Genomic DNA, 26,991 nt, shown 5'->3' on the forward strand with positions numbered 1-26,991 from the left:
GTACGGGGCACGTTGCTCCGGGTCCCCGGCTGCCAAGTCGGCGCAGGCCAGGCGGTGTTACGCTCGTCCGCATGGCGCCAGGCAGTCTCTTCCTCTGACGCGCTCCTCTCGATGAGGTGCGGACGACGGCCGGAGTGAACCCTCCTCCGGCCGGGTGACGTGTGGTCGCAGAACCCCGCCGCCCGATCCGCCGCGGCCTGTCGGCACGCTTCCGCACCCTCTCCCCGGTCACTCTCACACCGTCTCCCCACCGAGAATCGAGCGAACGAGCATGCATGACTGGTTCCGCGCCCACAGCAGCGCCCTGAGCGGCCTCGACCCCGACGCACCCCTGGACGACCTCGAACCGCTGCGCGACCTCGTCGGCGACGCCCGAGTCGTGGCCGTGGGCGAGGGCGCCCACTTCGTACGCGAGTTCACGCACGCCCGGCTGCGGGTGCTGCGGTTCCTCGCGGAGCGCTGCGGATTCACCGTCCTCGCCTTCGAGTTCGGGTTCGCGGAGGCCTTCGCCCTGGACCGCTGGCTCAGCGACGACGGCCGCGACGGCGACGAGGCCGACGAGGCCGGTCTCGCGGCGCTCGGCGGCACCCCGTACGCCGGGGTGAACGGCGAACTGGTCCGCCGGCTCCGTCGGCACAACCGCACCAGCGGGCACCCCCTGCGCTTCGTCGGCGTCGACCTCCCCACGGCCGCCGGCGAACTCCGCCCGGCACTGGAGCCGCTGGCCGGCTACCTCCGGGAGGTCGATCCCGCGGCGGTCGCCCGTGTCGACAGCGCGCTCGCCGTCGCCGACGGGGTCACCGGAAGCTCCGGCGCGGTGGCCGCCCCGCGCTGGGCGCGGCTGACGGCGGCCGAACAGGACGCGCTGACCGCGTCGTTGGCGCGGCTGCTGCTGCGCTTCCGCGCCCTGGCGCCGCTCTACGTCGAGCGGAGCGACCAGGCGGCGTACGACACCGCGCTGCGGCATCTGGAAGCGGCCGCGCACACGGACTACATGTTCGGCGCGATGCGGGACCTGTTCGCGGGCGAGGGCGCACCGGGCGACACCTCCGTACGGGAGGCGTACATGGCCCAGTCGCTGCACTGGCACCTCGACCGTGCCGCGCCGGGCACCCGCGTCGTCCTGGACGCACACAACAACCACATCCAGAAGACGCCCGTGTCGTTCGGCGGCGAACTGATCGCCCTGCCCATGGGCCACTACCTGCACCGCGCCCTGGGCGACGGCTACCGCGCGCTCGCCCTGACCCACACCGCGGACCACGTTCCGGAGATGCACCCGGACCCGGAGCACGAGGCGGGCTTCGAGGTCGTCGAGGAGCGCCTCGGCGAGCCCACGCCCGGGAGCGTCGAAGCCGCGCTCGCCGGGGCGGGCCTCGGCGGCGCCGTCACCCTCACCAGCCTGCGGCAGGGTCCGCCCACCGGGCTGGACAGCATCCGCTCGCAGAGCGCCGAGATGCCGACTCCCGTCGGGGAGGCGTTCGACGGGGTGCTGTGCAGCCCCACGGTCACGACGTCGTTCACGGAGAGCGTCCACGGCGGCAGTTGACGGTGGTTGACGCTTTGACGGCTCAGGGCTGAGCGCCTGACCGCTTACGCCGGTCGGGCGAGGGGGCCTTCCGGTGCCCGGCGCCCGACCGGCCGTCGGCCGACCGCGTCGCCCGCGGTCGGCCGTCGGTGGGGCTGTCGGCGGCCGTTCGGACGACCCGGCGGCGCTGCTCCTTGGTGTCGCCGCGGCGGCGGTCCGAAGATCCGAGCGCCGGCCGTGCAGAGGCCGTTGACATCACCCCTGAGGAACGAGGAAGAGATGCGAAGAACTGGCAAGTACCGCGGCGTGGCGGTGGCCGCACTGACCGTTTCCGGACTGGCGCTGGGCACGGTGGCGGCCGGGTCCGCACAGGCCGTCGCGCCGGCGCCCGCCGGGCAGACCGCCACCTGCGCGGAGATCAACGAGCAGGTGTGGTCGTTCAAGAACACGCAGGCACTCGCCGAGTGCCACGGCAAGCGCGCGGCCCGTGCCGCCGAGCGCGCCCAGGCCGTCCTGGGCAACGCGCCCGGCGCGGTCGCCAAGGAGTGGAGCCGCAAGGCCCCGAACCTGGCCACCGACTACGCCGAGAAGGCCAACTCCACACAGGACGTCAAGCGGGCGGCAGGCTACGCGTTCCGCTCCTCCCAGGAGGCGGCGACGCTCAGCGGCTCCGCCACGCCCGCGATGGGCCCGGGCGGCTTCGTCGTCTTCGCCCCGACGAACGACCGCGGCTACGACGGCGCCGACCTGACCGCCCGTCAGGCCGCCCGCCAGGCGTGGGACGCCGCGGCACGCGCCAGCCGGGCCGACGGGGTGGACGTGCGCCTGAACATCATCGCCGACCGGGCCGAGGTCCGGGCGTGGGAGACCGCGCGGGCCGCGAACTGGATCAAGTGAGCCGGCACTGGAACACGTAACCCGACGAGTGACACACAGCACCGGTCGTACGGCCGGGGCCGACCGCACGGGCCGGCCCCGGCCGTACGCGCTCCCGTACGCGTTCGGTACGCCTGCGCGTTCCTTCCGGCGGTCCCGCGCCGCCACCGAACAGCGCTCCGTACGGTGCCGTTCAACCCGGCGCCTCCGGCGTGCGGCAGCCCGGTGCCTCCAGCTCCGCCCACACGGTCTTTCCGGTGCCGCACGCGCGGCTGTACACGCCCCAGCTGCGGGACAGCGCCTCGACCAGCAGCAGGCCGCGGCCGTTCGTCTCGTCGTCACCGGGCATACGCACCTCCGGCTTGCCGTCCCCGGCGTCGCTGACCTCCAGCCGCAGTAACCCCCGCTCCCGGCCCTGCTCCTGCTCCTGCTCCTGCTGCTCCGCCTGCCCCCGCTCCGCCAGGCGCGCGATGCGCACGTCCACCTCCCGGTCCCACGGAACGGGCACCCGAACGGCGTTGGTCACCAGCTCGGACAGCACCAGCTCGGCCGTCTCGCAGGCGGTGCGGCCGACGCCCCAGTCGTCGAGTGCCGCGTTGAGCAACGATCGCGCCCTGGGCACGCTGGTACGGCTTCGGGGGAAGCTGTGAGTGATCTCGTACGTGACGGGCTGCTCACGCTGCACGGCCATGACGACCCCTGGCTATCGCGACGGATTCGAATTCCCCCCGATGCGGGGCGAGTTGAGCCGCACGCCGCATCCAGCCTCCGCAGGATATGCATCGAAGCAACGTTGCACGATGCTCCGTCGGCGCGGTTCACTCTTTCGGGTCGTCCGGGGCTTCTGCCGCCGCGGCGCCTGATAGGGAGTTCCCCATGCCTTCTGTGAAACCGTCCACCGTGCTGGGCCGACAGCTGGGAGATGAGCTCAAGAGGTTCCGTGAGGCAGCGGGCGTTTCCATGGCGGAGGCCGCGGACGTACTCGACTGCACCAAGGGGAAGATCAGCCGCCTCGAGAACGGCCATGTGCCGGTCCGCACCCCCGACTTGAACGCGCTCATGCACGCGTACCAGGTCGATGACCGCGGCGTGCTCGACCGCCTCGCCGCCCTGGCCAAGCGCGCGAACCGGCGCCGCCGCGACGGCTGGTGGCACCGGTACGGCTCCGTGCTCGCCGACTCGTACCGCGACCAGATCGAACTGGAGGCCATCTGCGACCGCGTGCGGACGTACGAGGTGCAGCTCGTGCCGGGCCTGCTGCAGACGGCGGAGTACGCCCGCGCGGTGACCGTCGCCTCGCGGGCCTGGGAGACGCCGGACGAGGTGGACCAGTTCGTACGGGTGCGGCTCGGCCGCCAGGAACGGCTCGTCGGCGAGGAGCCGCTGGAGCTGCGGGTCGTGCTCGCGGAGGGCGTTCTCCGGCAGCACGTGGGCGGACCGGCGGTGATGCGCGCGCAGCTCGAGCACCTCGCGGACAAGGCGGCGCTGCCGAACGTGTACGTCCAGGTGCTGCCGTTCTCACGCGGCGCGCACAGCGGTATGTTCGGCCCGTACGTGGTGCTGGGTTTCCCCCGGGTTCCCTCACTCGACCTGGTTCTGACGGAGACGCCGTCCGGCAACATCTGGGTGGAGCGCGAGCACGAAGTCGCCTACTACCGCACGCTCTTCGACGACGCACGCACCGATGCGCTGCCGCCGACCGAATCGGTCGCGCTGATCCGCCGCATCGCGAAGGAGTTCCGACCATGACCCGTGACCACCGCTCCGTACCGCCGGACCACCCGGCCCCGGCGGCGCGCGCGCCGTACACGCCGGGCGTGCCGTACGCGCCGGGCGCGGCCTGGCGCACCAGCAGCCACAGCGGCGGGCAGGGCAACTGCGTCGAGGTCGCGGACGGCGTGCCCGGTGTGGTGCCCGTGCGGGACAGCGCGCGCCCCGAGGGGCCGGTGCTGGGGTTCGGCCGCGACGCGTGGACCGCGTTCCTCACGCACCTGCGCTGAGCCGCCGGACGCCGCCCCCGCGGACTCCGCCGCGGACGCCGCGAACGCCGCCGCACGCCGATACTGGTCGGCATGACCGACCCTGACACCGCACCGCCCGGCATCGCCGCGGCGGCGGCCGAGTTCGGGCCCTTCGAGGGCCGGGTCTGGTGCAACACCGCGCACCAGGGCCCGCTGCCGCGTTCCGCGGTCGAGGCGTCACGGCACGCCGTCGCGCTCAAGGCCGTGCCGCACCGCATCGCCGACGAGGACTTCCGGCAGGTCCCCGAAGAGCTGCGGGCGCTGCTCGCCGAGCTGGTGGGCGGCTCGCCGGAGCAGATCGCGCTGGGCGACAGCACCTCGCACGGGATGCACCTCATCGCGAACGGCCTGCGCTGGCAGGACGGTGACGAGGTGCTCGTGCTCGCCGGGGACTACCCCGCCACCGTGCTGCCCTGGCGGCGCCTCGCCCCGTACGGCGTCCGCACCACCGCGCTGCGCCCGGCCGGCGGCCTGCTGACCGCCGCCGAACTGGAGGCGGCCATCACGCCGCGTACGCGGGTCGCCGCCGTCACGTGGGTGGACTCCTTCACGGGCCGTGCGCTCGACCTGGACGCGCTGGGCGCGGTCTGCCGCCGCTCCGGCGTCCTCCTCGTCGTCAACACGTCGCAGGCGCTGGGCGCCCGCCCGCTCGATGTCTCCCGCACCCCCGTGGACGCGGTGGTGTCCTGCGGCTACAAGTGGCTGTGCGGCCCGTACGGTACGGGCTTCAGCTGGTTGCGTCCGGACCTGCTGGAGCGGCTGACACCGCAGCACGCGTACTGGCTGGCGATGCGGTACGGGCACGGCGGCCTGGACCGGATGCGCGACACCGTGCTCCGGGACGACCTGGGGGTCCGCGCGTTCGACGTGTTCTGCCCGGCGGACTTCCTGAACGTGCTGCCCTGGACGGCGTCCCTGCGGCTGCTCCTGGCAGCCGGCGTGGACGAGGTGGCCGCCTGGGACCAAGCGCTGGTCGGCCGGTTCGTCGCGGGCCTGGACCGCGACCGGTACCGGCTCGTCAGCCCGGCCGGGGGCGCGGGCCGCTCCACCCTCGTCGTGCTGCGCGACAGGGCGGACGACCGGGCGGCCGCGGACAACGCGGACGGTGCGGAAGGCACGACCCGTACGGGCAGCGCCGCCCGTACGGAAGCCACTGCCGCCACGGAGGCCCGGCACCGGCAGCTGACCGCCGCCGGTGTCGACACCGCGTTCCGCGAGGGCGCCCTGCGGGTGTCCCTGCACCTGTTCCACACCGCCGCCGACGTGGACCGCGTGCTCGCCGCCCTGCACGCGCCCGCGCCGTGACGCCGCCCGCGGGTGCTCCCGTTCCCCGCGGTCAGGCCGCCGCCGGGTGGAGCTGGTAGTCCGGGAAGTTGCCGGGGAGCCGTTCGCCGGGCGGCCCCTGGGTGACGGCGTGTACGAGGAGGTCGCCGCCGACGAACGCGCCGCGCCAGGAGTGCCCGTAGCCGCCGAACAGCTCGTCGCGGTCGCCGCGGGAACGGGGCGTGCCGTGCCCCGTCTTGAACGCCCTGATCTGCGGGGCCAGCCGGTCGAAGGTGGCGCGGTCGTCGGTGGAGAGGGTGGCGACGAGGGCGCCGTTGCTGGCGTTCATGGCGGCCAGCAGTTCCGCCTCGGTGTCGACCAGCACGAGGGTGTCCACCGGCCCGAACGGCTCCGCGTGGTGCAGCGGCGACGAGGCGGGCGGGCCGAGCAGGGTGACCGGCGGGAGGTACGCGGAGGTGTCCTGCCCGGGCAGGAAGTGCCCGTCGGCGAGGCTGCCGCGGTGCAGCGGCACGGCGCCCCGGTCGACGGCCTCGGCGGCCAGGCCGGCGAGCTCGCGTGCCTTGGCGGCGTGGATCAGCGGCCCGAAGTCCAGCTCGGGCAGCGGGTCTTCGGGGGCGGCGACGGCCAGCGGGTGGCCGTAGCGCAGGGAGCGTACGGCGGGCAGGTACGCGGCCAGGAACTCCGCGAAGGCCGTGCGCTGCACCACGAAGCGGGGGTAGGCGGTGCAGCGCTGCTTGGCGTAGTCGAAGGTCCTGCGGATCAGCGGGGTCAGCGTCGGCCAGTCGGTGTACTCCCACACGCCCCAGCAGTTCAGCCCTTCCTGCTCCAGGATGTGCCGCTTGCCGACGTCGGCCACCGCCGTGGCCACCCGCGCGCCGGTGTCGCGGCCGCCGACGAACGACACGCAGCCGACCTCCGCCGACCGCACCAGCACCCCGGACAGTTCGGCGCCGCTGCCGCTGACCAGCGTGAGCGGCAGCCCTTCCCGTACGCACAGGGCGCTCGCCAGGGTCAGACAGGACACGCCGCCCTCGGTCGGGGCCTTGGCGATCACCGCGTTCCCGGCCAGCGCCTGTACGAGCATGGCGTGGACGAGGACGCTCATCGGGTAGTTCCAGCTGGCGATGTTGGAGACCGGGCCGTCCAGCGGCGCGCGGCCCTCCGTCATCCGCTCGGCGTGGTCCGCGTACCAGCGCACTCCGTCGATGGCCCGGTCCACGTCCGCCTGTGCCAGCTTCCACGGCTTGCCGATCTCCCACACCAGCAGCAGGGCGAGCAGCTGCCGGTGTTCGGCCAGGGCATCGAGCGCGGCGGCCACCCGGGCCCGGCGCTCCTCGAGCGGTACGTGCCGCCAGCCGCGGTGCTGGTCGAGCGCGGCCCGTACGGCGTGCCGCGCCGCGTCCGCGTCCAGCCGGGGCGGGCCGGCGACCGGGCCGCCGTCCACGGGGCTGACGGCGGGTGAGGGGGCGCCGTCGCGGTGCCAGGTGCCGTTCCAGAGGTTCAGCACCCGGTCCTCGGCGAAGGCTTCGGGCGCGCGGGCGAGGCAGCGCCGCCACGCGTCGGACCAGGCGGTGCCGGGTTTGAGGGCGAGTCCGCCGCTGGCGGCGGGCGCGCCGTTCGGTTGTGCCATGGGTGTCTCTCCGCTCTCGTGAGCCGATCGGGACGTGTCTCGGGGCGCTGCGTGTCTCGCGGGGTCGGCGCGGCGGGTGCCGCGTGCGTACGGCCGGCCGGTCGTACGGACGGTCAGACGCAGGGACGGCCGGTCGTACGGACGGCCCGTCAGGCCGACTCCCGTACGAGCCGGGCCGTTTCCGTCGGCGTCGCCCCCACCCGTACACCCGCCGCCTCGAGCGCTTCGCGCTTGGCGGCGGCGGTGCCGGCGGAGCCGGAGACGATGGCGCCGGCGTGGCCCATGGTCTTGCCCTCGGGTGCGGTGAACCCGGCGACGTAGCCGATGACGGGCTTGCTGACCTCGGCCGCGATGTACTCGGCCGCGCGCTCCTCCGCGTCTCCCCCGATCTCGCCGATCATGACGATAAGTCCGGTGTCGGGGTCGGCCTCGAAGGCCGCGAGGCAGTCGATGTGGCTGGTGCCGACGACCGGGTCGCCGCCGATGCCGACGGCTGAGGAGAAGCCGGTGTCGCGCAGCTCGTACATCAGCTGGTACGTGAGCGTGCCCGACTTGGACACGAGGCCGATGCGCCCCGCGGCCGGTGCGATGTCGGCGGGGATGATGCCGGCGACGGACTGCCCCGGGCTGATCAGCCCCGGGCAGTTGGGGCCGATGACGCGGGTGCCGCGCTCGCGTGCGTACGCGCGCAGGGCCACGGCGTCGTGTACGGGGATGCCCTCGGTGATGACGACGACGAGCGGTGTCCCCGCGTCCGCCGCCTCCTCCACCGCGCCCCGCGCGAACCGCGGTGGCACGAACACCACCGACACGTCGGCACCGGTGGTCTCGCGCGCCTCGCGCACCGTGCCGAACACGGGCACGGAGCGCCCGTCCACGTCGATGTCACGGCCCGCCTTGCGCGGGTTGACGCCGCCGACGACGGCGGTGCCCGCCGCGATCATCCGGCGGGTGTGCCTGAGGCCCTCCGCGCCGGTCATGCCCTGGACGACCACCTTGCTCTCCGCGGTCAGGAATATCGCCATGGTGAACTCCCGTCTCCCGTCCGGCCTCAGACGGCCGTGGCCGTGGCGGTGGACTCGGCGGCGGACTCGGCGGCGGCCGAGTCCGGCGGCCGCGCGGCCCCGCCTCCGGCCAGGCGTGCCGCGCGCTCCGCGGCGCCGTCCATCGTGGTCTGCTGCTCCAGCAGCGGGTGGGCGTGCTCGCGCAGGATCTCGCGGCCCCGTTCGGCGTTGTTCCCGTCGAGCCGTACGACCAGGGGCTTGGTGAGCCGTACGCGGTCGAGCGCGAGGGCGATCCCCTCGGCGACGGCGTCGCAGGCGGTGATGCCGCCGAAGACGTTGACGAGCACGGACCGTACGTCCGGGTCGCCCAGGACGACGGAGAGGCCGTCCGCCATCACGGCGGCGGACGCGCCGCCCCCGATGTCGAGGAAGTTGGCGGGGCGCGCGCCGCAGCCCGCGACGACGTCGAGGGTGGACATGACGAGTCCGGCGCCGTTGCCGATGACGCCGACCTCGCCGTCCAGCTTGACGTAGTTCAGGCCCTTCGCCGCCGCCTCGGCCTCCTGCGGCGTACGGTGCTCCGTCGAGGACCAGCCGTCCTCCCCGCCCCAGCGGGCCTGCCGGAAGCGGGCGTTGTCGTCGAGCGTGACCTTGCCGTCGAGGGCGAGGAAACGCCCGTCGGCCGTGCGGACCAGCGGGTTGACCTCGACGAGCAGCGCGTCCTCGCCCTCCAGTACGGCCCACAGCCGCCGCAGTACGGGCGCGGTGCCGGCGGGCAGTCCGGCGGCGTCGGCGATGCGGCGGGCGGTCTCCTCGTCGACCCCGGCGGCCGGGTCGACATGGACACGGGCGACGGCCCGCGGGTCGGCGGCGGCCACCTCCTCGATCTCCATGCCGCCCCGGGCCGAGGCGATGGCGAGGAAACGGCCGTCAGTGCGGTCCAGCACGTAGCTCACGTAGAACTCGCGCTCCACCTCGACGGGTTGGGCGAGCATCACCGAGCGCACCGTGTGGCCCTTGATGTCCATGCCGAGCATCTGGCGCGCGATCAGTTCGGCGGCGGCCGCGTCGGCCGCCCGTTTGACCCCGCCCGCCTTGCCCCGACCGCCTGTCTTCACCTGCGCCTTGACCACCACGCCGCGCCCGTCGGCGTCGAGCCGGCGTGCGGCGTCGCGGGCGGCGCGCGAGGTGCCGGCGACTTCCGCGGCCGGCACCAACACCCCGTAGCTCTCGAAGATTTCCCTCGCCTGGTGCTCGTACAGATCCATCCGCACTCCTCAGGACGATCGCTGCACGCCCCCTGGACATCGGTGGCGTGATGCGGGATAACAAGGTTCATACAGTATTCGTCGACTGTATGCAATCTGCTCTGACCCAGCCTCACCACCCGTGTGAAGGGATGCGATCGCGCCATGCCCGACTCGCCCGACGACAACAGCCAGGACCTCATCTCCGGCGGTCATCTGGTCGCCAAGGCGCTCAAGGCGGAGGGCGTGGACGTCATTTACACGCTCTGCGGCGGCCACATCATCGACATCTACGACGGCTGCGCCGACGAGGGCATCGAGGTCGTCGACGTCCGCCACGAACAGGTCGCCGCGCACGCCGCTGACGGCTACGCCCGCCTCACCGGTCGGCCCGGCTGCGCCGTGGTCACCGCCGGCCCCGGCACCACCGACGCCGTCACCGGCGTCGCCAACGCCTTCCGCGCCGAGAGCCCGATGCTGCTCATCGGCGGCCAGGGGGCGCACAGCCAGCACAAGATGGGCTCACTCCAGGACCTGCCGCACGTCGACATGATGACGCCGATCACCAAGTTCGCGGCCTCCGTGCCGCACACGGCGCGCGCCGCCGACATGGTGTCCATGGCGTTCCGCGAGTGCTTCCACGGCGCGCCTGGGCCCTCGTTCCTGGAGATCCCGCGCGACGTCCTGGACGCCAAGGTGCCGCGCGCCGACGCGCGGCTCCCCGCGCCCGGCCACTACCGCGCCTCCACCCGCGCCGCGGGCGACCCGGAGGCCGTGGAGCAGCTCGCGGACCTGCTCGTACGGGCGGAACGGCCCGCCATCCTGCTCGGCAGCCAGACGTGGACGTGCCGCGCGACCGACGCGGCGGCGGAGCTCGTACGCACGCTCAACGTGCCCGCGTACATGAACGGCGCGGGCCGCGGCACGCTGCCGCCCGGCGATCCGCACCACTTCCAGCTGTCCCGCCGGTACGCGTTCAACAAGGCGGACCTCATCATCATCGTCGGCACGCCCTTCGACTTCCGGATGGGCTACGGCAAGCGGCTGTCCGCCGACGCGACCGTGGTGCAGATCGACCTGGACTACCGCACCGTGGGCAAGAACCGCGACATCGACCTCGGCATCGTCGGCTCCGCCGACCTGGTGCTGGCCGCCGTCACGCAGGCCGCCTCCGGGCGGCTGAACGGCGGCTCCGACAAGCGCGCCGCGTGGCTCGAGGAGCTGCGCACGGCGGAGCACGCGGCGGCGGAGAAGCGGCTGCCGCAGCTGCGTTCGGACGCGTCGCCCATCCACCCGTACCGGCTGGTCAGCGAGATCAACGACTTCCTGACCGAGGACTCGATCTACATCGGCGACGGCGGCGACATCGTCACCTTCTCCGGGCAGGTCGTCCAGCCCCGTTCGCCGGGCCACTGGATGGACCCGGGGCCGCTCGGGACGCTCGGCGTCGGGGTGCCGTTCGTGCTGGCGGCGAAGCAGGCGCGGCCCGACAAGGAGGTCGTGACGCTCTTCGGGGACGGCGCGTTCTCGCTCACCGGCTGGGACTTCGAGACGCTCGTCCGCTACGACCTGCCGTTCGTCGGGATCGTCGGCAACAACTCCTCGATGAACCAGATCCGTTACGGCCAGAAGGCCAAGTACGGCGAGGAGCGCGAGCGGCTCGGCAACACGCTCGGGGACGTGCCGTACGACGAGTTCGCGCGGATGCTCGGCGGCCACGGCGAGGAGGTGCGCGAGCCGGGGCAGATCCGCCCGGCGCTGGAGCGCGCCCGCGAGTCCGGCAAGCCGTCGCTGGTCAACGTCTGGATCGACCCGGACGCGTACGCCCCAGGAACCATGAACCAGACGATGTACAAGTGAGGTGAACCGGTGTCCGAACGCACCAGCACGTCCGACCGCAGCAGCACCGTCAGGGCACTTCAGGACGTACGCGTCCTCGACATGACCCACGTGCAGTCCGGGCCCTCGGCGACCCAGCTGCTGGCCTGGCTCGGCGCCGACGTCGTGAAGCTGGAGGCGCCGGCCGGCGACATCACGCGCCGGCAGCTGCGCGACCTCCCCGACGTCGACTCGCTGTACTTCACGATGCTCAACTGCAACAAGCGGAGCATCACCCTCAACACCAAGACAGAGCGCGGGAAGGAGCTGCTCACCGAGCTGATCCGGCGCAGCGACGTGCTCGTGGAGAACTTCGGGCCCGGCGCCGTGGACCGGATGGGCTTCACGTGGGAGCGCATACGGGAGATCAACCCGCGGCTCGTCTACGCCTCCATCAAGGGCTTCGGCGAGGGCCCGTACACCAGGTTCAAGGCGTACGAGGTGGTCGCCCAGGCGATGGGCGGGTCCATGTCGACCACGGGCTTCGAGGACGGGCCGCCGCTCGCGACCGGCGCGCAGATCGGCGACTCGGGCACCGGCGTGCACACGGTCGCCGGCATCCTCGCCGCGCTCTACCAGCGCGAACGCACGGGCCGCGGCCAGCGCGTGAACGTCGCCATGCAGCACGCCGTGCTGAACCTGTGCCGCGTCAAGCTCCGCGACCAGCAGCGGCTGGCGCACGGGGCGCTGGCGGAGTACCCAAACGGCGCGGACACGGCCTTCGCGAACGAGGTGCCCCGCTCCGGCAACGCCTCCGGCGGCGGCCAGCCCGGCTGGGCGGTCAAGTGCGCGCCCGGCGGCCCCAACGACTACGTGTACGTCATCGTGCAGCCTGTCGGCTGGGCCCCGCTGACCCGGCTGATCGGCCGCCCCGAACTGGCCGACGACCCCGACTGGAACACGCCCGAGGCGCGGCTGCCGAAGCTCGGCAAGATGTTCCAGCTCATCGAGGAGTGGTCCGCGACGCTCCCCAAGTGGGAGGTCCTGGAGGCGCTCAACGCGCACGACATCCCCTGCGGCCCGATCCTCTCCACCAGGGAGATCATCGAGGACGCCTCGCTGGCGGCGAACGGGATGGTGGTCGAGGTCGACCACCCCGAGCGCGGCAGCTTCACCACCGTCGGCTCCCCCATGAAGCTCTCCGACTCCCCCGTGGATGTCACCGCCTCGCCGCTGCTCGGCGAGCACAACGAGGAGGTGTACGTCGGCGAACTCGGGCTCGGCGACGAGGAAGTACGGCTGCTCAAGACGGACGGAGTGATCTGAACGATGACCGGAGAGAACGGCAACTCCCCCGACCTCACGGCCGTACGTGAAGTGCTGGCCGCCGCCCGCGCCGAGGGCCGTACCGTGCTGACCGCGCCCGAGGGCAAGCGGATCGCCGACGCGTACGGCATCCCCGTGCCCGAGGAGGGCCTGGCCGAGTCGGCGGACGGCGCGGTGGCGCTGGCCGACCGGATCGGCTTCCCCGTCGCCATGAAGATCGTGTCGCCGGACATCCTGCACAAGACCGACGCGGGCGGCGTACGGGTGGGGCTGTCCTCGGCCGCGGCCGTACGGGAGGCGTTCGTCGCGATCGTCGGCAACGCCCGTACGTACGCACCTGACGCCCGCGTCGACGGCGTGCAGGTCCAGCGGATGGCGGAGCCCGGGCAGGAGGTGCTGGTCGGCACCGTCACCGACCCCACCTTCGGCAAGGTCGTCGCGTTCGGGCTGGGCGGCGTCCTGGTCGAGGTGCTGAAGGACGTGACCTTCCGGCTCGCCCCGGCGTCCGAGGAGGACGCGCTGTCGATGCTCGACGGCATCCGCGCGGCCGAGGTGCTGAAGGGGGTGCGCGGCGGCGACGCCGTGGACCGTACGGCGCTGGCCGGGCTGATCGTCTCGGTCTCGCGGCTCGCGCACGACTTCCCGGAGATCGCGGAGGTCGACCTCAACCCCGTCTTCGCCTCCGCCGGCGGCGTGGTGGCCGCCGACATCCGCGTCCTGCTGGCCGGGGAGCAGCCGGCGCCGCGCCGGCAGTGGTCCCGTACGGAGATCGGCACCGCGATGCGCCGGCTGATGCAGCCGCGGTCGGTCGCGGTGATCGGGGCCTCCAACGAGCAGGGCAAGATCGGCAATTCGGTGATGCGGAACCTCGTCGACGGCGGCTTCCCGGGTGAGATCCACCCGGTGAACCCGAAGGCCGACGACATCCTCGGGCGGAAGGCGTACGCCTCCGTGCGGGACGTGCCCGGCGACGTGGACGTGGCGGTCTTCGCGATCCCCGCCAAGTTCGTGGCGGCGGCGCTGGAGGAGGTGGGCCGGAAGGGCATACCGAACGCGGTGCTGATCCCGTCCGGCTTCGCCGAGACCGGCGAACACGCCCTCCAGGACGAGATCGTGGAGATCGCCGGGCGGCACGGTGTGCGGCTGCTCGGGCCGAACATCTACGGCTACTACTCCACGTGGTACGACCTGTGCGCCACCTTCTGCACCCCCTACGACGTCAAGGGCGGAGTGGCGCTGACCTCTCAGTCCGGCGGCATCGGCATGGCCATCCTCGGCTTCGCGCGGACCACGAAGACCGGCGTCTCGGCCATCGTCGGGCTCGGCAACAAGTCGGACATCGACGAGGACGACCTCCTCACGTACTTCGCCGACGACCCGCACACCACGTGCATCGCCATGCACCTCGAAGACCTCAAGGACGGCCGGGCGTTCGTGGCGGCGGCGCGCGAGACCGTGCCCAGGAAGCCGGTCGTGGTCCTCAAGGCGGGCCGTACGAGCGCGGGCGCGAAGGCCGCCGGTTCACACACGGGCGCGCTCGCCGGGGACGACGCGGTGTACGACGACGTACTGCGGCAGGCCGGGGTCATCCGCGCCCCGGGTCTGAACGAGATGCTGGAGTACGCGCGGGCGCTGCCCGTGCTGCCCGCTCCGCGGGGCGACAACGTCGTGATCATCACGGGCGCGGGCGGCTCGGGTGTGCTGCTGTCGGACGCGATCGTCGACAACGGCCTGTCCCTGATGGAGATTCCGGCGGATCTTGACGCGGCCTTCCGGCGCTACATCCCGCCGTTCGGGGCCGCGGGCAATCCGGTCGACATCACCGGCGGCGAGCCGCCGAGCACGTACGAGGCGACGATCCGGCTCGGCCTGGAGGACCCGCGCATCCACGCGCTGGTGCTGGGCTACTGGCACACGATCGTCACCCCGCCGATGGTCTTCGCCGAACTCACCGCGCGCGTGGTGGCGGAGGCGCGGGAGCGCGGCATAGAGAAGCCCGTCGTGGCGTCGCTCGCAGGCGACACGGAGGTCGAGGAGGCGTGCGCTTACCTCTTCGAGCGCGGCGTCGTCGCGTACCCGTACACGACCGAGAAGCCGGTCGCGGCGCTCGGCGCGAAGTACCGCTGGGCACGGGCGGCGGGGCTGCTCTAGCCGTACTCCGCGGTACGCAGCACGCTGCCGCGCACGGCACGTACACGCACCGCACGCGGCACACGCACCACATGCAGCACGCACCACCCGCAAAAGGTCCGGACAGGGGGCGCTGACCAGACTCTTTCGAAGCAAGGGGTGCACCGCATGACTACAACCGAAGCTCCATCGGCGGCTCCCTACCGGGAGGTGACCGACCGCAACGGGCGGGTCTACCGGCTCGGTGAGACCGACATCGACATCATGGGCCGGCCACGCAAGTGGATGGTGATCCTGCCCTGGATCGGCATGATGGGGATCTCCTCGGCGGAGTACGCGTTCGCCTCCGCCGAGGACACCCTGCACAACGCACACCACTGGAACAGCGGCCACATCTTCTGGATGATGACCGTCTGGATCTTCTTCCAGGCCGCGGTGGCCTTCCCCGCGGGCCGGCTGCGGGAGAGCGGCAAGCTGCCGGCGCGCTGGGCGATGATGCTCGGCTCGCTGGGCACGCTGCTGGGCTATCTGTCGCTGGCCTACGCGCCGCACGTCGTCTTCGCCTACCTCGGCTTCGGCATGTTCAGCGGCATGGGCGCCGGCATGGTGTACGCCACCTGCGTCAACATGGTGGGCAAGTGGTACCCGGAGCGTAAGGGCGGCAAGACGGGCTTCGTCAACGGCGGCTTCGCCTACGGCTCGGTCCCGTTCGTCTTCATCTTCACCGGGTACATGGACGTCGGCAACTTCCGCTGGGTGCTGGTCTCCGTGGGCGTCTTCCTCGCGGCCGTGGTGGCTGTGGCGGGCTTCTACTTCAAGGACCCGCCGAAGAACTGGTGGCCGGCCTCGATCGACCCGCTGAACCCGCCGGACGACCCGCGGGCCCGCCGCTCGCTGGAGAAGAACCCGCCGGCCGTCAAGCAGTACAGCCCCATGGAGGCGTTGAAGACCGGCCGGGTGGCACTGATGTGGTTCTGCCTGGCGTGTACGTCCGGGGTGAACATCTTCGGCATCGCCTTCCAGGTCGACATCGGCAAGGAGGCGGGCTTCTCCGCCGGGATCGTGGCCACCGCGATGTCGTTCAAGGCGATCGTGAACGGCACCGGGCGCGGCGTCATCGGCTGGCTCTCCGACCGCTACGGCCGCAAGCAGTGCCTGATCTACGTCTGCGTCATCCTGGGCCTCGCCCAGTTCGGCATCATCTGGTCCGCCGGGATCGAGAGCCTGCCGCTGTTCCTGGTCTTCTCCGCGATCTCGGGCTTCGGCGGCGGCGCCATCTTCCCGATGTTCGCGGCGATGACGGTGGACTACTTCGGCGAGAACAACAACGCCACCAACTACGGGATGATCTACAGCTCCAAGCTCGTCTCCGGACTCGGCGCGGGCATGGGCTCCGTGGTCGTCGGCGCCTGGGGGCACTCCGGTGCCTTCACGCTCGCGGGCTGCATCTCGCTGTTCGCCGGGTTCATGGCGTTGTTCCTGCACCCGCCGGGCCGTCCGCGGAACAAGGACATCGAGCCCAACCCGTACCCGATCAGCCGCGAGGCGATGTGACGGCGTCCGGGCCGCCCGCTCCCCAGGGGCGGCCCGGCGTACAGGCCGCCCCTGGAGAGCCCGGCGCAGGGGCGCCCGTACGGACCACGCCCGTGCGGCGTCAGTCGGACTCGCGCTCGTGGTACTCGCGGCGGGTGTGCTCCGTGTGCTCGCGCATGATCCGCGTCGCCTCGTCCTCGTCCCGCGCAGTGATCGCCGCGATCAGCGCCCGGTGCTCGATCCAGGACTGCGCGCCGCGCTGCCGCGCGATCGGCGTGTAGTACCACCGCACGCGGCGGCCGACATGCGCCGCCAGCTCGGCCAGCACCGCGTTCCCCGCGAGGTCCATGACCTTCGCGTGGAACTTGGTGTTCGTCTCCACGACGGTCTCGATGTCCTCCGCGGCGACCGCCGCCTCGCCCTCGGCACAGAGCTTCTCCAGCGCTCTGATCCCCGCCTTGTCGGCGTTGGCGGCGGCGAGCCGTGCCGCCTCGGCCTCGAGGAGGGTGCGGACGCTCAGCAGCTGGTCGGCGTCCTCCTCGGTCGGCTCGTGCACGAACGCGCCCTGCGCGGGGCGCAGATCGACCCAGCCGTCGGTGTTCAGCCGCTGCAGCGCCTCGCGCACCGGCTGCCGAGAGACGCCCAGATGCTGCGCCAACTCGCTCTCGACCAGGTGCTGGCCGGGCCGCAGCGCCCGCGTCGTGATCAGTTCCAGCAGTGCCTCGTAGACCCTCTCGCGCAGCGGACCCGGCCGCTCCAGCTTGGGAACAGCGCCCTGTGGCAGCCCTGCGGACAGCATCTGTGACCCTCTCGACGGCACGGTCATCCTCGGTGGTGCGGGTTCAGCGTGGTTCGCGCATCGGTGGTGCCCGGTTATCGTCTACAGTCTACGAAATGCAGCGCGAAGTATTCGTGCAGGGCAGGTGACTTCCTTCACAGTTCGTCCGCCGCCAATTCCCTTACGCGCGACGCCCGCTGTATACCGTCGACGAAATCCGGTACAGCGTATTCCCGTTGGCCGCCGGGGCTGCCTAGGGTTCGTGACCATGACGCCAGGGATACTCGCCCGCTCCCGCAGTGTCGCCCCGCCCGGCTGGAGCCGGTGGCTGGTGCCGCCCGCGGCGCTGTCCGTACACCTCTCGATCGGCCAGGCGTACGCGTGGAGCGTGTTCAAGCCGCCGCTGGAGTCGGCGCTCGACCTGTCGGGCACGCAGAGCGCGCTCCCGTTCCAGCTGGGCATCGTGATGCTCGGGCTGTCCGCGGCGTTCGGCGGCACCCTCGTGGAACGGCGCGGTCCGCGCTGGGCGATGGCCGTGTCGCTGCTCTGCTTCTCGTCCGGCTTCCTGCTCGCCGCGCTCGGCGCCTTCACCGAGCAGTACTGGCTGGTGGTCTTCGGCTACGGCTTCGTCGGCGGTATCGGACTCGGCATCGGCTACATCTCGCCCGTCTCGACCCTGATCAAGTGGTTCCCTGACCGGCCGGGCATGGCGACCGGCATCGCCATCATGGGCTTCGGCGGCGGGGCGCTGATCGCCTCGCCCTGGTCGGCGCAGATGCTGGAGACGTTCGGCACGGACAGCGGCGGCATCGCCGCGGCGTTCCTCGTCCACGGACTGACGTACGCGGTGTTCATGAGCCTCGGCGTGCTGCTCGTACGCGTGCCGCCCGAGGGCTGGCGGCCACCCGCCGAGGTGCTGGAGCGCAAGCCGCGCGCGCTGATCTCCACGGCGCAGGTGTCCGCGCGCAACGCCGTGCGCACGCCGCAGTTCTGGTGCCTGTGGGTGGTGCTGTGCATGAACGTCACGGCGGGCATCGGCATCCTGGAGAAGGCGGCGCCGATGATCACCGACTTCTTCTCCGGCACGGACACGCCCGTCAGCGCCTCCGCCGCCGCGGGCTTCGTCGCGCTGCTGTCGCTCGCCAACATGGCGGGACGCATCCTGTGGTCGTCGACCTCGGACCTCATCGGGCGCAAGAACATGTACCGCGTGTACCTCGGCGCCGGCGCGCTGATGTACCTCGCCATCGCGCAGCTCGGAGACGCGTCCAAGCCGCTGTTCATCGCGTGCGCGCTGGTGATCCTGTCGTTCTACGGCGGCGGGTTCGCGACCGTTCCCGCGTACCTCAAGGACCTGTTCGGCACGTACCAGGTGGGCGCCATCCACGGGCGGCTGCTCACGGCCTGGTCGACGGCCGGGGTCCTCGGGCCGCTGATCGTCAACAGGGTGGCCGACTCCCAGGAGGAGGCCGGGCGCAGCGGGCCTGGGCTGTACGGGCTCTCGCTCGGCATCATGATCGGACTACTGGCCGTCGGCTTCGTCGCCAACGAGCTGGTGCGGCCCGTACATCCGCGGTACCACGAACCAGAGGCGGAGCCCGAGCCGGAGCCCGAGCCGGAACCCGAGAACGAGCCGGAGCCCGAGAACGAGCCGGAGCCCGAGAACGAGCCGGAGCCCGAGAACGACACCGCACAGGACAGCACACGGGAGGACGCCGGTGACGAGCCGCGACAGCAGCACACCTGACCGCACCGCGCTGACCCTCTTCGCCTGGCTGTGGGTCGGACTGCCCCTGGCCTACGGCCTGTACGAGCTGATCCGCAAGGCCGCCCAACTCTTCTCCGGCTGAACGGACTTCACTCGCGCTCCTGGCGAACTTCGGTTGCGCACGGCTCTTGCCGCCCCCAGCCTGACGACTGTATACAGTATTCTGTCGTCCATATGAGCTCACCCCACGACCGGCCTCCCTCAGCCGGCCGGAGAGGAGCTACACGTGAGAGTCGCAGTCGTCGGCGCCGGAGCGATCGGCGCCTATGTCGGAGCCGTGCTGGACCGCGCGGGCGCCGACGTCCATCTCATCGCCCGTGGACCGCACTTGGCGGCCATGAGGCGGCACGGAGTCCAGGTGCTCAGCCCGCGCGGCGACTTCACCGCGCACGTGCACGCCACCGACGACCCGTCGGCGATCGGCCCCGTCGACTATGTCTTCCTGGGCCTCAAGGCCCACGCCTACGCGGCCTGCGGCCCTCTCGTACACCCCCTGCTGCACGCGGACACCGCCGTGGTCGCCGCCCAGAACGGCATCCCCTGGTGGTACTTCCACGCGCTCAAGGGCCCGTACGAGGGGCGGTGCGTCGAGAGCGTCGACCCCGGCGGCGCGGTCAGCCGCGTACTGCCGCCCGAACGCGCCGTCGGCTGCGTCGTGTACGCCGCCACCGAACTCGAAGCCCCCGGCGTCGTACGGCACCTGGAAGGCACCCGCTTCTCCGTCGGCGAGCCGGACTCGACCGTCTCCGCGCGCTGCCTCGCGTTCAGCGAGGCGATGCGCGCGGGCGGCCTCAAGTGCCCGGTCGAGGCCGACCTCCGCAACGACATCTGGATCAAGCTGCTCGGCAACATCGCGTTCAACCCGCTCAGCGCGCTGTCGCGGGCGACGATGGCGCAGATCTGCCGCCACCAGGACACCCGGGCGCTCGTCGCCACGATGATGCGCGAGACCCTCGCCGTCGCCGAGGCCGTCGGCTGCCGCCCGGAAATCTCCGTCGAACGGCGGCTGGCGGGCGCGGAACGCGTCGGCGAGCACAAGACCTCGACGCTCCAGGACCTGGAGCGCGGCCGTCCGATGGAGCTGGACGTGCTGCTCGCCGCGGTCGTCGAACTCGCCGCCCTGACGCGTACGCCCGTGCCGAAGCTCTGCGCGATCCACGCCGTCACCGACCTGCTGGCACAGACGACATACGGGAGCGACGCGGCATGAAGACCGGCACAGACAGCACGACACGTACGGAGCGGAGCGCGCGTACGGGCGCGGGCGCGCCCGCCGGGAAGGCCGAGCGGCGCGACCGCTCCCCCAAGCGGTACCCGCGGCTGACGCAACCCCTCGTACGGGACGGCAAGGACGCCGAACTGCGGCCCGCCACCTGGGAAGAGGCCCTCACCGTGGCCGCGGACGGGTTCCGGCGGGTGCGCGCCGAGTCGGGCCCCGACGCGTTCGGCATGTTCTCCTGCGCGCGGGCCACGAACGAGATGAACTACGTGGCGCAGAAGTTCACCCGCGTGGTGATGGGCACCAACAACGTCGACTCCTGCAACCGCACCTGCCACGCCCCCAGCGTCGCCGGCCTGACCGCGGCGCTCGGCTCCGGCGGCGGCACGTCCTCGTACGCGGAGGTCGAGGAGACCGACCTCATCGTGATGTGGGGCTCCAACGCCCGTTTCGCGCACCCGATCTTCTTCCACCACGTGCTGAAGGGGATACGGAACGGGGCACGGATGTACGCCGTCGACCCGCGCCGCACCTCGACCGCCGAGTGGGCCGACAGCTGGCTCGGCCCGAACGTCGGCACCGACATCCCCCTCGCCCACGCGGTCGGCCGCGAGATCATCCACGCGGGCCTGGCCAACCGCGCGTTCATCGAGCGCGCCACGGAGGGGTACGAGGCGTACGCCGCCGAGGTCGAGCCCTGGACGCCGACCGCGGCGGAGAAGGTCACGGGCGTGCCCGCGGAGGCCATACGGGAACTCGCGCACGCCTACGCCACCGCCGAACGCGCCCAGCTGTGCTGGACGCTGGGCATCACCGAGCACCACAACGGCACCGACAACGTCCGCGCCCTCATCAACCTGGCCCTGCTCACCGGCCACGTCGGCCGCCACGGCTCCGGCCTCCAGCCGCTGCGCGGCCAGAACAACGTGCAGGGCGGCGGCGACATGGGCGCCATCCCGAACCGGCTGCCCGGCTTCCAGGACATCCTCACCCCGGCCACCCGCGAGAAGTTCGAGGCGGCCTGGGGCACGGCCATCCAGCCGCGCTACGGGCTGAACCTCACCGACATGTTCGAGGCGATGGAGTCGGGCGCTCTGCGCGCCGTGTACTGCATCGGCGAGAACCCGGCGCAGTCCGAGGCCGACAGCGAACAGGCCGTCGAACGCCTGCGGGCCCTCGACCACCTGGTGGTGCAGGACATCTTCCTCACCAAGACCGCCGAACTCGCCGACGTGGTGCTCCCCGCGACCGCCGCCTGGTGCGAGACCGACGGCACCACCACCAACAGCGAACGCCGCGTCCAGCGCGTCCGCAAGGCCGTACACCCGCCCGGCGAGGCCCGCGAGGACATCGACATCATCTGCGACCTCGCGGGACGCCTCGGCCACGACTGGAAGTTCGCCGACGCCCAGGCGGTGTGGGACGAGCTGCGCTCGGTGTCACCGGACCACGCCGGGATGACGTACGGGCGGCTCGAGGAGCACCAGGGCATCCAGTGGCCCTGCCCGAGCGAGGACCGGCTGGAGCCCACGTATCTGCACGGCCGGCTCTGGGCGGACAACGGCCCGGACGGACCGTCGCCGCGCGCGGTCTTCGGCCCGGTGAAGCACGACCCGCCCGTCGATCTGACCGACGAGCAGTACCCGCTGCGGCTGACGACGGGCCGCCGCCTGGACTCGTACAACACCGGTGTGCAGAGCGGCAGTTACGCGTCACCGCTGCGGCGCGGCGAGTACGTCGAGCTCTGCCCCGAGGACGCAGAACGGTACGGGGTGACCGTCGGCGAGACGGTCCGCGTCACGTCGCGGCGCGGCTCCGTCACCGCGCCGGTGTGGGTCGATCCGGGGCTGCGGCCGGGGCTGGCCTTCATGACGATGCACTTCCCGGACGAGGTCGACACCAACCAGCTGACGATCGAGGCGAACTGCCCGATCGCGGGGACGGCGGAGTTCAAGGCGTCGGCGATCCGGGTGGAGAAGCTGGCGGCCCCCGTCGCACCGGAATCCGTGAGGAGTTGAGGCCCGATGGACCTGCACTTCGGCGACAGCAAGCCGACGGACGAGGAACGCGCCGCCGTCGACGCGCTCCTGGGGCCGCCCGACTCCGCGTGGGAGGGCTCCGACGACCGTACGGACACGGACCTGCGCTGGGCGAAGGGCGGCCACACGGCACGCGGCCGGCGCGACCAGCTGCTGCCGGGGCTGCACGCGCTCAACGACCGCGTGGGCTGGATCAGCGAGGGCGGCCTCGACTACCTGTGCCGCCGCCTCACGGTGCCGCCTGCCGAGGCGTACGGGGTCGCGACGTTCTACTCGATGTTCTCGCTCAAGCCCCGCCCCCGTACGGTCGTCCGCGTCTGCACGGACATCGCGTGCGCGGGCCCGTCGGCGGACCTGTGCACGTCCCTGGAGTCCCGCCTCGGCCCGGCGGACACGCCGGTGGAGGGCGGCGCGGTGTGGGAACGCAGCCCGTGCCTGGGCCTGTGCGAACGGGCCCCCGCGGCCCTGGTCATCCGCGCGGGCACGGACGCGGATGCGGTGGCGGCTGCGGCGGACGCCGCCGGTTCGGCCGGTTCGGCCGGTTCAGCCGGTTCGGCCGGTTCGGCCGGTTCGGCCGGTTCGGCACCGCCGGAGACCGCCGTTGAACGACCCGCCGTCGCGGCCGAAAGCGGGGCGTACGCCGTCGTCGCCCCCGCCACCCCCCACGCGCTCGTCGAGGCCGCACGCGACCCCGGGGCCGCGGCGGCGGAGCCGGCGCCGGTCGGCGCCGTCCCCCAGGCCGGGGGGCCGGGGCGGGACCGCCTCGCGCTTCTGCACCGTGTCGGCCGCGTCGATCCCGCCTCCCTCGACGACTACCGCGCCTTCGACGGCTACGCCGCCCTCCGCCGCGCGTTCACCCTCGGGCCCGCCGGGGTGATCCGCGAGGTGACCGACTCGGGGCTGCTGGGGCGCGGCGGGGCCGCGTTCCCCACCGGGCGCAAGTGGCAGGCCACCGCCGCGCAGCCGGACCACCCGCACTACCTCGTGTGCAACGCCGACGAGAGCGAGCCCGGCACGTTCAAGGACCGGGTGCTGATGGAGGGCGATCCGTACGCGCTGATCGAGGCCATGACCATCGCCGGGTACGCCACCGGCGCGCACCGGGGCTACCTCTACCTCCGCGGCGAGTACCCGCGCGCCCGCCGCCGCATCGAGCACGCGCTCGCCGCCGCCCGCACCCGCGGGCTGCTCGGCCCGGACGTGCTCGGCCAGGGCTACGCGTTCGACATCGAAGTGCGCCGCGGCGCGGGCGCGTACATCTGCGGCGAGGAGACCGCGATCTTCAACTCCGTGGAGGGGTACCGCGGTGAGCCCCGCAGCAAGCCGCCGTTCCCGGTGGAGAAGGGCCTGTTCGGCAAGCCGACCGTCGTCAACAACGTCGAGACGCTCGTCAACGTGCTGCCCGTCCTGACCATGGGCGCCGAGGCGTACGCCGCGACCGGCACCGGCGCGTCCACCGGCCCCAAGCTGTTCTGCGTGTCGGGGAGCGTCAGCCGACCCGGCCTGTACGAGCTGCCGTTCGGCGCCACCCTCGGCGAACTGCTGCGCCTCGCCGGGCAGCCGGACCCGGAGCGGCTGCGCGCCGTGCTGCTCGGCGGCGCCGCCGGGGGCTTCGTACGCCCCGACGAGCTGGACATCCCGCTCACCTTCGAGGGCACCCGCGAGGCGGGCACCACGCTCGGCTCGGGAGTGGTGCTCGCGCTGGACGACAGCGTGCCGCTGCCGCGCGTACTGCTGCGCATCGCGGAGTTCTTCCGCGACGAGTCCTGCGGCCAGTGCGTGCCGTGCCGCGTGGGCACGGTCCGCCAGGAGGAGGCGCTGACGCGCCTGCTGGACCGCCGTAACGGCGAGGCCGCCGACACCGCCGCCGATGTGGCGCTGCTGCGCGAGGTGGGCGCCGCCATGCGCGACGCGTCGATCTGCGGGCTGGGCCAGACCGCGTGGAACGCCGTGGAATCCGCCATCGACCGACTGGGAGCGTACGCATGAGTGCCGTCCCCCTTCAGCCCCCGCGCCGCCTCGTGGAGTTCACGCTGGACGGCGAGCCCGTACGCGTCCCGGAGGGCTCGACGCTCCTCGACGCCTGCCGTGCCGCAGGCAAGGACGTGCCGACCCTGTGCCAGGGCGACACGCTCACGCCGAAGAACGCCTGCCGCGTCTGCATGGTGGAGGTCGAGGGCGCCCGTACGCTCGCGCCCGCCTGCTCGCGGCGCGCCGAGGCGGGGATGGAGGTGCGTACGGACAGCGAGCGCGCGCGGCACAGCCGCAAGCTCGTGCTCGAACTGCTCGCGTCCTCAACGGACTTGTCGACGACCCCGCGTGCTGCCGAGTGGATCGAGGAGTACGGCGCGGAGCCGGGCCGGTTCGGGGAGGACGCGGCGACGGTCGCGGAGGAGCCGAAGGTCGACAACGACCTGTACGTCCGGGACTACGACAAGTGCATCCTCTGCTACAAGTGCGTGGACGCCTGCGGCGAGCAGTGGCAGAACACGTTCGCCATCGCCGTCGCCGGGCGCGGCTTCGACGCCCGTATCTCCACGGAGCACGACGCACCTCTCACCGACTCCGCCTGCGTGTACTGCGGGAACTGCATCGAGGTGTGCCCGACGGGCGCGCTCAGCTTCAAGACGGAGTTCGACATGCGGGAGGCGGGCACCTGGGACGAGGAACGGCAGACGGAGACGACGACGGTCTGCGCGTACTGCGGTGTCGGCTGCAACCTCACGCTGCACGTCCAGGACAACGACATCGTCAAGGTCTCCTCGCCGCACGACAATCCGGTGACGCACGGCAACCTGTGCATCAAGGGCCGCTTCGGCTACCAGCACGTCCAGCAGCACTGACACGCACGAGTACCGGGACGCACGAGCACCGGGACGTACGAGCACCGACGGGAAGTGGGCAGCATGGGACGGGTCACCGAGCGGCGGCGCGTCGTACGGGTACGGGACGGCGCGGTGAGCGTACGGCCCGACACGCTCGTCGCCGAGGAGCCGCTGGAGATCCGGCTGAACGGCAAGCCGCTGGCCGTCACGATGCGCACGCCGGGCGACGACTTCGCGCTGGCGGCGGGCTTCCTGGCCAGCGAGGGCGTGATCGGCTCCGCGCGAGAGGTCGCGAACATCGTGTACTGCGGCGGCGCGGACGAGAGGGGCCGGAACACGTACAACGTCGTCGACGTACGGCTGGCCCCGGGCGTGCCCGTGCCCGACATCAGCCTGGAGCGGAACGTGTACACCACCTCGTCGTGCGGCCTGTGCGGCAAGGCCAGCCTCGACGCGGTGCGTACGACGGCGCGCTGGCCGCTCGAGGACCGCGGCGACGGCACGGAGGACGCCGGCGACGGCGGAGCCGCCCGCGCGGACACCGGCACCCCGGTCCGGATCCGGATGGCACCCGAGGTGCTCGCGGGCCTCCCCGACCGACTGCGCGCGGCGCAGCGGGTATTCGACCGGACCGGGGGACTCCACGCGGCGGCGCTGTTCACCCCGGAGGGCGAGCTGCTGGACGTACGGGAGGACGTCGGCCGCCACAACGCCGTCGACAAGCTGGTGGGCCTGGCGCTGCGGCGCGGCGAACTCCCGCTGCGCGGCGGCGTGCTGATGGTCTCGGGCCGCGCCTCCTTCGAACTGGCGCAGAAGGCGGTGATGGCGGGCATCCCCGTGCTGGCCGCGGTCTCCGCGCCGTCGTCGCTCGCCGTCGACCTCGCCGCGGAGACGGGGCTGACGCTGGTCGGCTTCCTGCGCGGCACCTCCATGAACGTGTACGCGGGCGCGCACCGGCTCGCACTGCACACCGCGGTCCGGGCCTGACGGAAGGGGCCGCTCGCGGCACGGGTCGGGCCCCGGCCGGCGGGGAGCGCCCCCTGCGCCGGCCGGGCCCTCCCGGCGGCACCGCCGTTCCGCTACGGCTTGCGGGCGACGCCGCCGTACGTCGTGACCGGCACCGGCTCGAACGGCGACGGATCCGGGCGCCACTGCGTCACCGGCACCACGCCGGGCTCGAGCAGCTCCAGGCCGTGGAACAGGCTCTCGATCCCCGCCGGGCTGCGCAGGTGGTACGGGGCGGCGCCGCTGCTGTTGTAGCGCTCGTGCGCGTCGCGGCGGGCGGCGCTGGTGTCCGTACCGTCGCTGAGCGTCAGATGGCTGCCCGGCGGCAGGGCGTCCAGCAGGCGGCGTACGAGCGACCGCGCCAGCTCGTCGTCGGGGATGTGGCCCAGGACGCCGAGCAGCATCAGGGCGACGGGCCGGTCGAAGTCCAGTGTGCGGGCGGCCGCTTCGAGTATCGGGCCGGGGTCGCGCAGGTCGGCGTCGACGTAGTCGGTGACACCCTCGGGCGTGCTGGTGAGCAGCGCGCGGGCGTGGGAGAGCACGAGCGGGTCGTTGTCGACGTAGACGACGCGTGCGTCGGGCGCGACGCGCTGAGCTATCTCGTGGGTGTTGTCGACGGTGGGCAGCCCGGTGCCGATGTCGAGGAACTGCCGGATGCCCTCCTCCCCCGCCAGATGCCGTACGGCGCGGCCGAGGAAGTGCCGTGCGCCGCGGGCGGCGTCGATGATGCCGGGGAACGTCTCGGCGAATCTGTCGCCGGCCTCCTGGTCGACGCGGTAGTTGTCCTTGCCGCCGAGCCAGTAGTTCCAGATCCGGGCCGAGTGCGGCACGGTGTTGTCGATCTCGGGTGCCACGTCGCGTTGTTGCGGACTGTCCTCGGCCATCGCGCATCATCCCCCTCGCCGGCCCGTGAGCGGTGCCCGGCGGCGCCGCGTGGCGACCACCGTACCGACTCGGGGG

The 26,991-nt window shown here is 72.5% G+C and carries 21 protein-coding genes and 1 pseudogene; 16 read left to right on the forward strand and 6 right to left on the reverse strand.

What is annotated here, in order from left to right; all coding sequences use genetic code 11:
* Window positions 1–271: 271 nt before the first annotated feature.
* Both DVA86_RS02120 and DVA86_RS02125 read left to right on the forward strand, forming a co-directional pair.
* Window positions 272–1,549 carry an erythromycin esterase family protein gene (locus DVA86_RS02120; RefSeq protein ID WP_208875265.1) on the forward strand — a complete coding sequence of 426 codons (1,278 nt, stop codon included), beginning with the start codon at window positions 272–274 and terminating at the stop codon, window positions 1,547–1,549.
* 258 nt (window positions 1,550–1,807) lie between these two features.
* On the forward strand, window positions 1,808–2,425 hold the full coding sequence (locus DVA86_RS02125; RefSeq protein WP_208875267.1) for a hypothetical protein: 618 nt from the start codon (window positions 1,808–1,810) through the stop codon (window positions 2,423–2,425).
* A 172-nt stretch (window positions 2,426–2,597) separates the two neighbouring features.
* Here the strand turns inward: DVA86_RS02125 and DVA86_RS02130 are convergent, their stop codons facing one another.
* Window positions 2,598–3,095: an ATP-binding protein gene (locus DVA86_RS02130; protein WP_208875269.1), complete on the reverse strand. Its 498-nt coding sequence runs from the start codon at window positions 3,093–3,095 to the stop codon at window positions 2,598–2,600.
* A gap of 185 nt (window positions 3,096–3,280) precedes the next feature.
* Here DVA86_RS02130 and DVA86_RS02135 point away from each other — a divergent pair, with 185 nt between their 5' ends.
* The 3 genes from DVA86_RS02135 to DVA86_RS02145 all read left to right on the forward strand — a co-directional run bounded on the left by DVA86_RS02135 (window position 3,281) and on the right by DVA86_RS02145 (window position 5,730).
* Window positions 3,281–4,153: a helix-turn-helix domain-containing protein gene (locus tag DVA86_RS02135; RefSeq protein WP_208875271.1), complete on the forward strand. Its 873-nt coding sequence runs from the start codon at window positions 3,281–3,283 to the stop codon at window positions 4,151–4,153.
* On the forward strand, window positions 4,150–4,404 hold the full coding sequence (locus DVA86_RS02140; protein WP_208875273.1) for a DUF397 domain-containing protein: 255 nt from the start codon (window positions 4,150–4,152) through the stop codon (window positions 4,402–4,404). The genes DVA86_RS02135 and DVA86_RS02140 overlap by 4 nt, the downstream gene beginning before the upstream one ends.
* Before the next feature lie 72 nt (window positions 4,405–4,476).
* A complete protein-coding gene (locus DVA86_RS02145; protein ID WP_208875274.1) occupies window positions 4,477–5,730 on the forward strand; it encodes an aminotransferase class V-fold PLP-dependent enzyme in 1,254 nt (417 codons plus the stop codon).
* 31 nt (window positions 5,731–5,761) lie between these two features.
* On the opposite strand, the gene DVA86_RS02150 is transcribed toward DVA86_RS02145, so the two are convergent.
* The 3 genes from DVA86_RS02150 to sucC form a co-directional block, all read right to left on the reverse strand.
* Window positions 5,762–7,339 (reverse strand): aldehyde dehydrogenase family protein, encoded by a 1,578-nt coding sequence (locus DVA86_RS02150; RefSeq protein ID WP_208875276.1) that lies wholly within the window; start codon window positions 7,337–7,339, stop codon window positions 5,762–5,764.
* A gap of 149 nt (window positions 7,340–7,488) precedes the next feature.
* Window positions 7,489–8,364 (reverse strand): succinate--CoA ligase subunit alpha, encoded by an 876-nt coding sequence (gene sucD / locus DVA86_RS02155; protein WP_208875279.1) that lies wholly within the window; start codon window positions 8,362–8,364, stop codon window positions 7,489–7,491.
* Between the two features lie 26 nt (window positions 8,365–8,390).
* Window positions 8,391–9,611, reverse strand: coding sequence for an ADP-forming succinate--CoA ligase subunit beta (gene sucC / locus DVA86_RS02160; RefSeq protein ID WP_208875280.1), 1,221 nt, complete (start codon window positions 9,609–9,611; stop codon window positions 8,391–8,393).
* A 144-nt stretch (window positions 9,612–9,755) separates the two neighbouring features.
* Here sucC and DVA86_RS02165 point away from each other — a divergent pair, with 144 nt between their 5' ends.
* From DVA86_RS02165 to DVA86_RS02180, 4 genes are all read left to right on the forward strand, one after another.
* Window positions 9,756–11,450, forward strand: a complete 1,695-nt coding sequence (locus DVA86_RS02165) for a thiamine pyrophosphate-binding protein (protein WP_208875281.1) — start codon at window positions 9,756–9,758, stop codon at window positions 11,448–11,450.
* An 81-nt stretch (window positions 11,451–11,531) separates the two neighbouring features.
* Entirely contained in the window at window positions 11,532–12,734 is a 1,203-nt protein-coding gene (gene frc, locus DVA86_RS02170; protein WP_245997521.1) for a formyl-CoA transferase, read from the forward strand.
* A gap of 3 nt (window positions 12,735–12,737) precedes the next feature.
* Window positions 12,738–14,885: an acetate--CoA ligase family protein gene (locus tag DVA86_RS02175; RefSeq protein WP_208875290.1), complete on the forward strand. Its 2,148-nt coding sequence runs from the start codon at window positions 12,738–12,740 to the stop codon at window positions 14,883–14,885.
* A gap of 147 nt (window positions 14,886–15,032) precedes the next feature.
* On the forward strand, window positions 15,033–16,418 hold the full coding sequence (locus tag DVA86_RS02180) for an OFA family MFS transporter (RefSeq protein WP_208875292.1): 1,386 nt from the start codon (window positions 15,033–15,035) through the stop codon (window positions 16,416–16,418).
* A gap of 100 nt (window positions 16,419–16,518) precedes the next feature.
* Here the strand turns inward: DVA86_RS02180 and DVA86_RS02185 are convergent, their stop codons facing one another.
* Window positions 16,519–17,196, reverse strand: a complete 678-nt coding sequence (locus DVA86_RS02185; protein WP_208875294.1) for a GntR family transcriptional regulator — start codon at window positions 17,194–17,196, stop codon at window positions 16,519–16,521.
* A gap of 247 nt (window positions 17,197–17,443) precedes the next feature.
* Between DVA86_RS02185 and DVA86_RS02190 the strand changes: the two are divergent.
* The 7 genes and pseudogenes from DVA86_RS02190 to fdhD form a co-directional block, all read left to right on the forward strand.
* A pseudogene (locus DVA86_RS02190) lies at window positions 17,444–18,767 on the forward strand (L-lactate MFS transporter); the annotation flags it as partial.
* Window positions 18,768–18,893: 126 nt separating this feature from the next.
* On the forward strand, window positions 18,894–19,025 hold the full coding sequence (locus DVA86_RS35890; protein WP_281279263.1) for an MFS transporter small subunit: 132 nt from the start codon (window positions 18,894–18,896) through the stop codon (window positions 19,023–19,025).
* A 144-nt stretch (window positions 19,026–19,169) separates the two neighbouring features.
* Window positions 19,170–20,153: a 2-dehydropantoate 2-reductase gene (locus tag DVA86_RS02195; RefSeq protein ID WP_208875298.1), complete on the forward strand. Its 984-nt coding sequence runs from the start codon at window positions 19,170–19,172 to the stop codon at window positions 20,151–20,153.
* Entirely contained in the window at window positions 20,150–22,180 is a 2,031-nt protein-coding gene (locus DVA86_RS02200; protein ID WP_208875300.1) for a molybdopterin oxidoreductase family protein, read from the forward strand. The genes DVA86_RS02195 and DVA86_RS02200 overlap by 4 nt, the downstream gene beginning before the upstream one ends.
* 6 nt (window positions 22,181–22,186) lie before the next feature.
* Entirely contained in the window at window positions 22,187–24,190 is a 2,004-nt protein-coding gene (locus DVA86_RS02205; RefSeq protein WP_208875302.1) for an NAD(P)H-dependent oxidoreductase subunit E, read from the forward strand.
* The gene (locus DVA86_RS02210) at window positions 24,187–25,044 is read left to right on the forward strand and encodes a 2Fe-2S iron-sulfur cluster-binding protein (protein ID WP_208875303.1); all 858 of its coding nucleotides are present in this window, start codon (window positions 24,187–24,189) and stop codon (window positions 25,042–25,044) included. Before DVA86_RS02205 ends, DVA86_RS02210 begins: the two co-directional genes overlap by 4 nt.
* 63 nt (window positions 25,045–25,107) lie before the next feature.
* Window positions 25,108–26,013 (forward strand): formate dehydrogenase accessory sulfurtransferase FdhD, encoded by a 906-nt coding sequence (gene fdhD / locus DVA86_RS02215; protein WP_208875305.1) that lies wholly within the window; start codon window positions 25,108–25,110, stop codon window positions 26,011–26,013.
* A 92-nt stretch (window positions 26,014–26,105) separates the two neighbouring features.
* Here fdhD and DVA86_RS02220 read toward each other — a convergent pair whose 3' ends face one another.
* The gene (locus DVA86_RS02220; protein WP_208875306.1) at window positions 26,106–26,915 is read right to left on the reverse strand and encodes an SAM-dependent methyltransferase; all 810 of its coding nucleotides are present in this window, start codon (window positions 26,913–26,915) and stop codon (window positions 26,106–26,108) included.
* Between the last annotated feature and the right edge of the window lie 76 nt (window positions 26,916–26,991).

The organism is Streptomyces armeniacus (genome assembly GCF_003355155.1).
Lineage (GTDB): Bacteria > Actinomycetota > Actinomycetes > Streptomycetales > Streptomycetaceae > Streptomyces > Streptomyces armeniacus.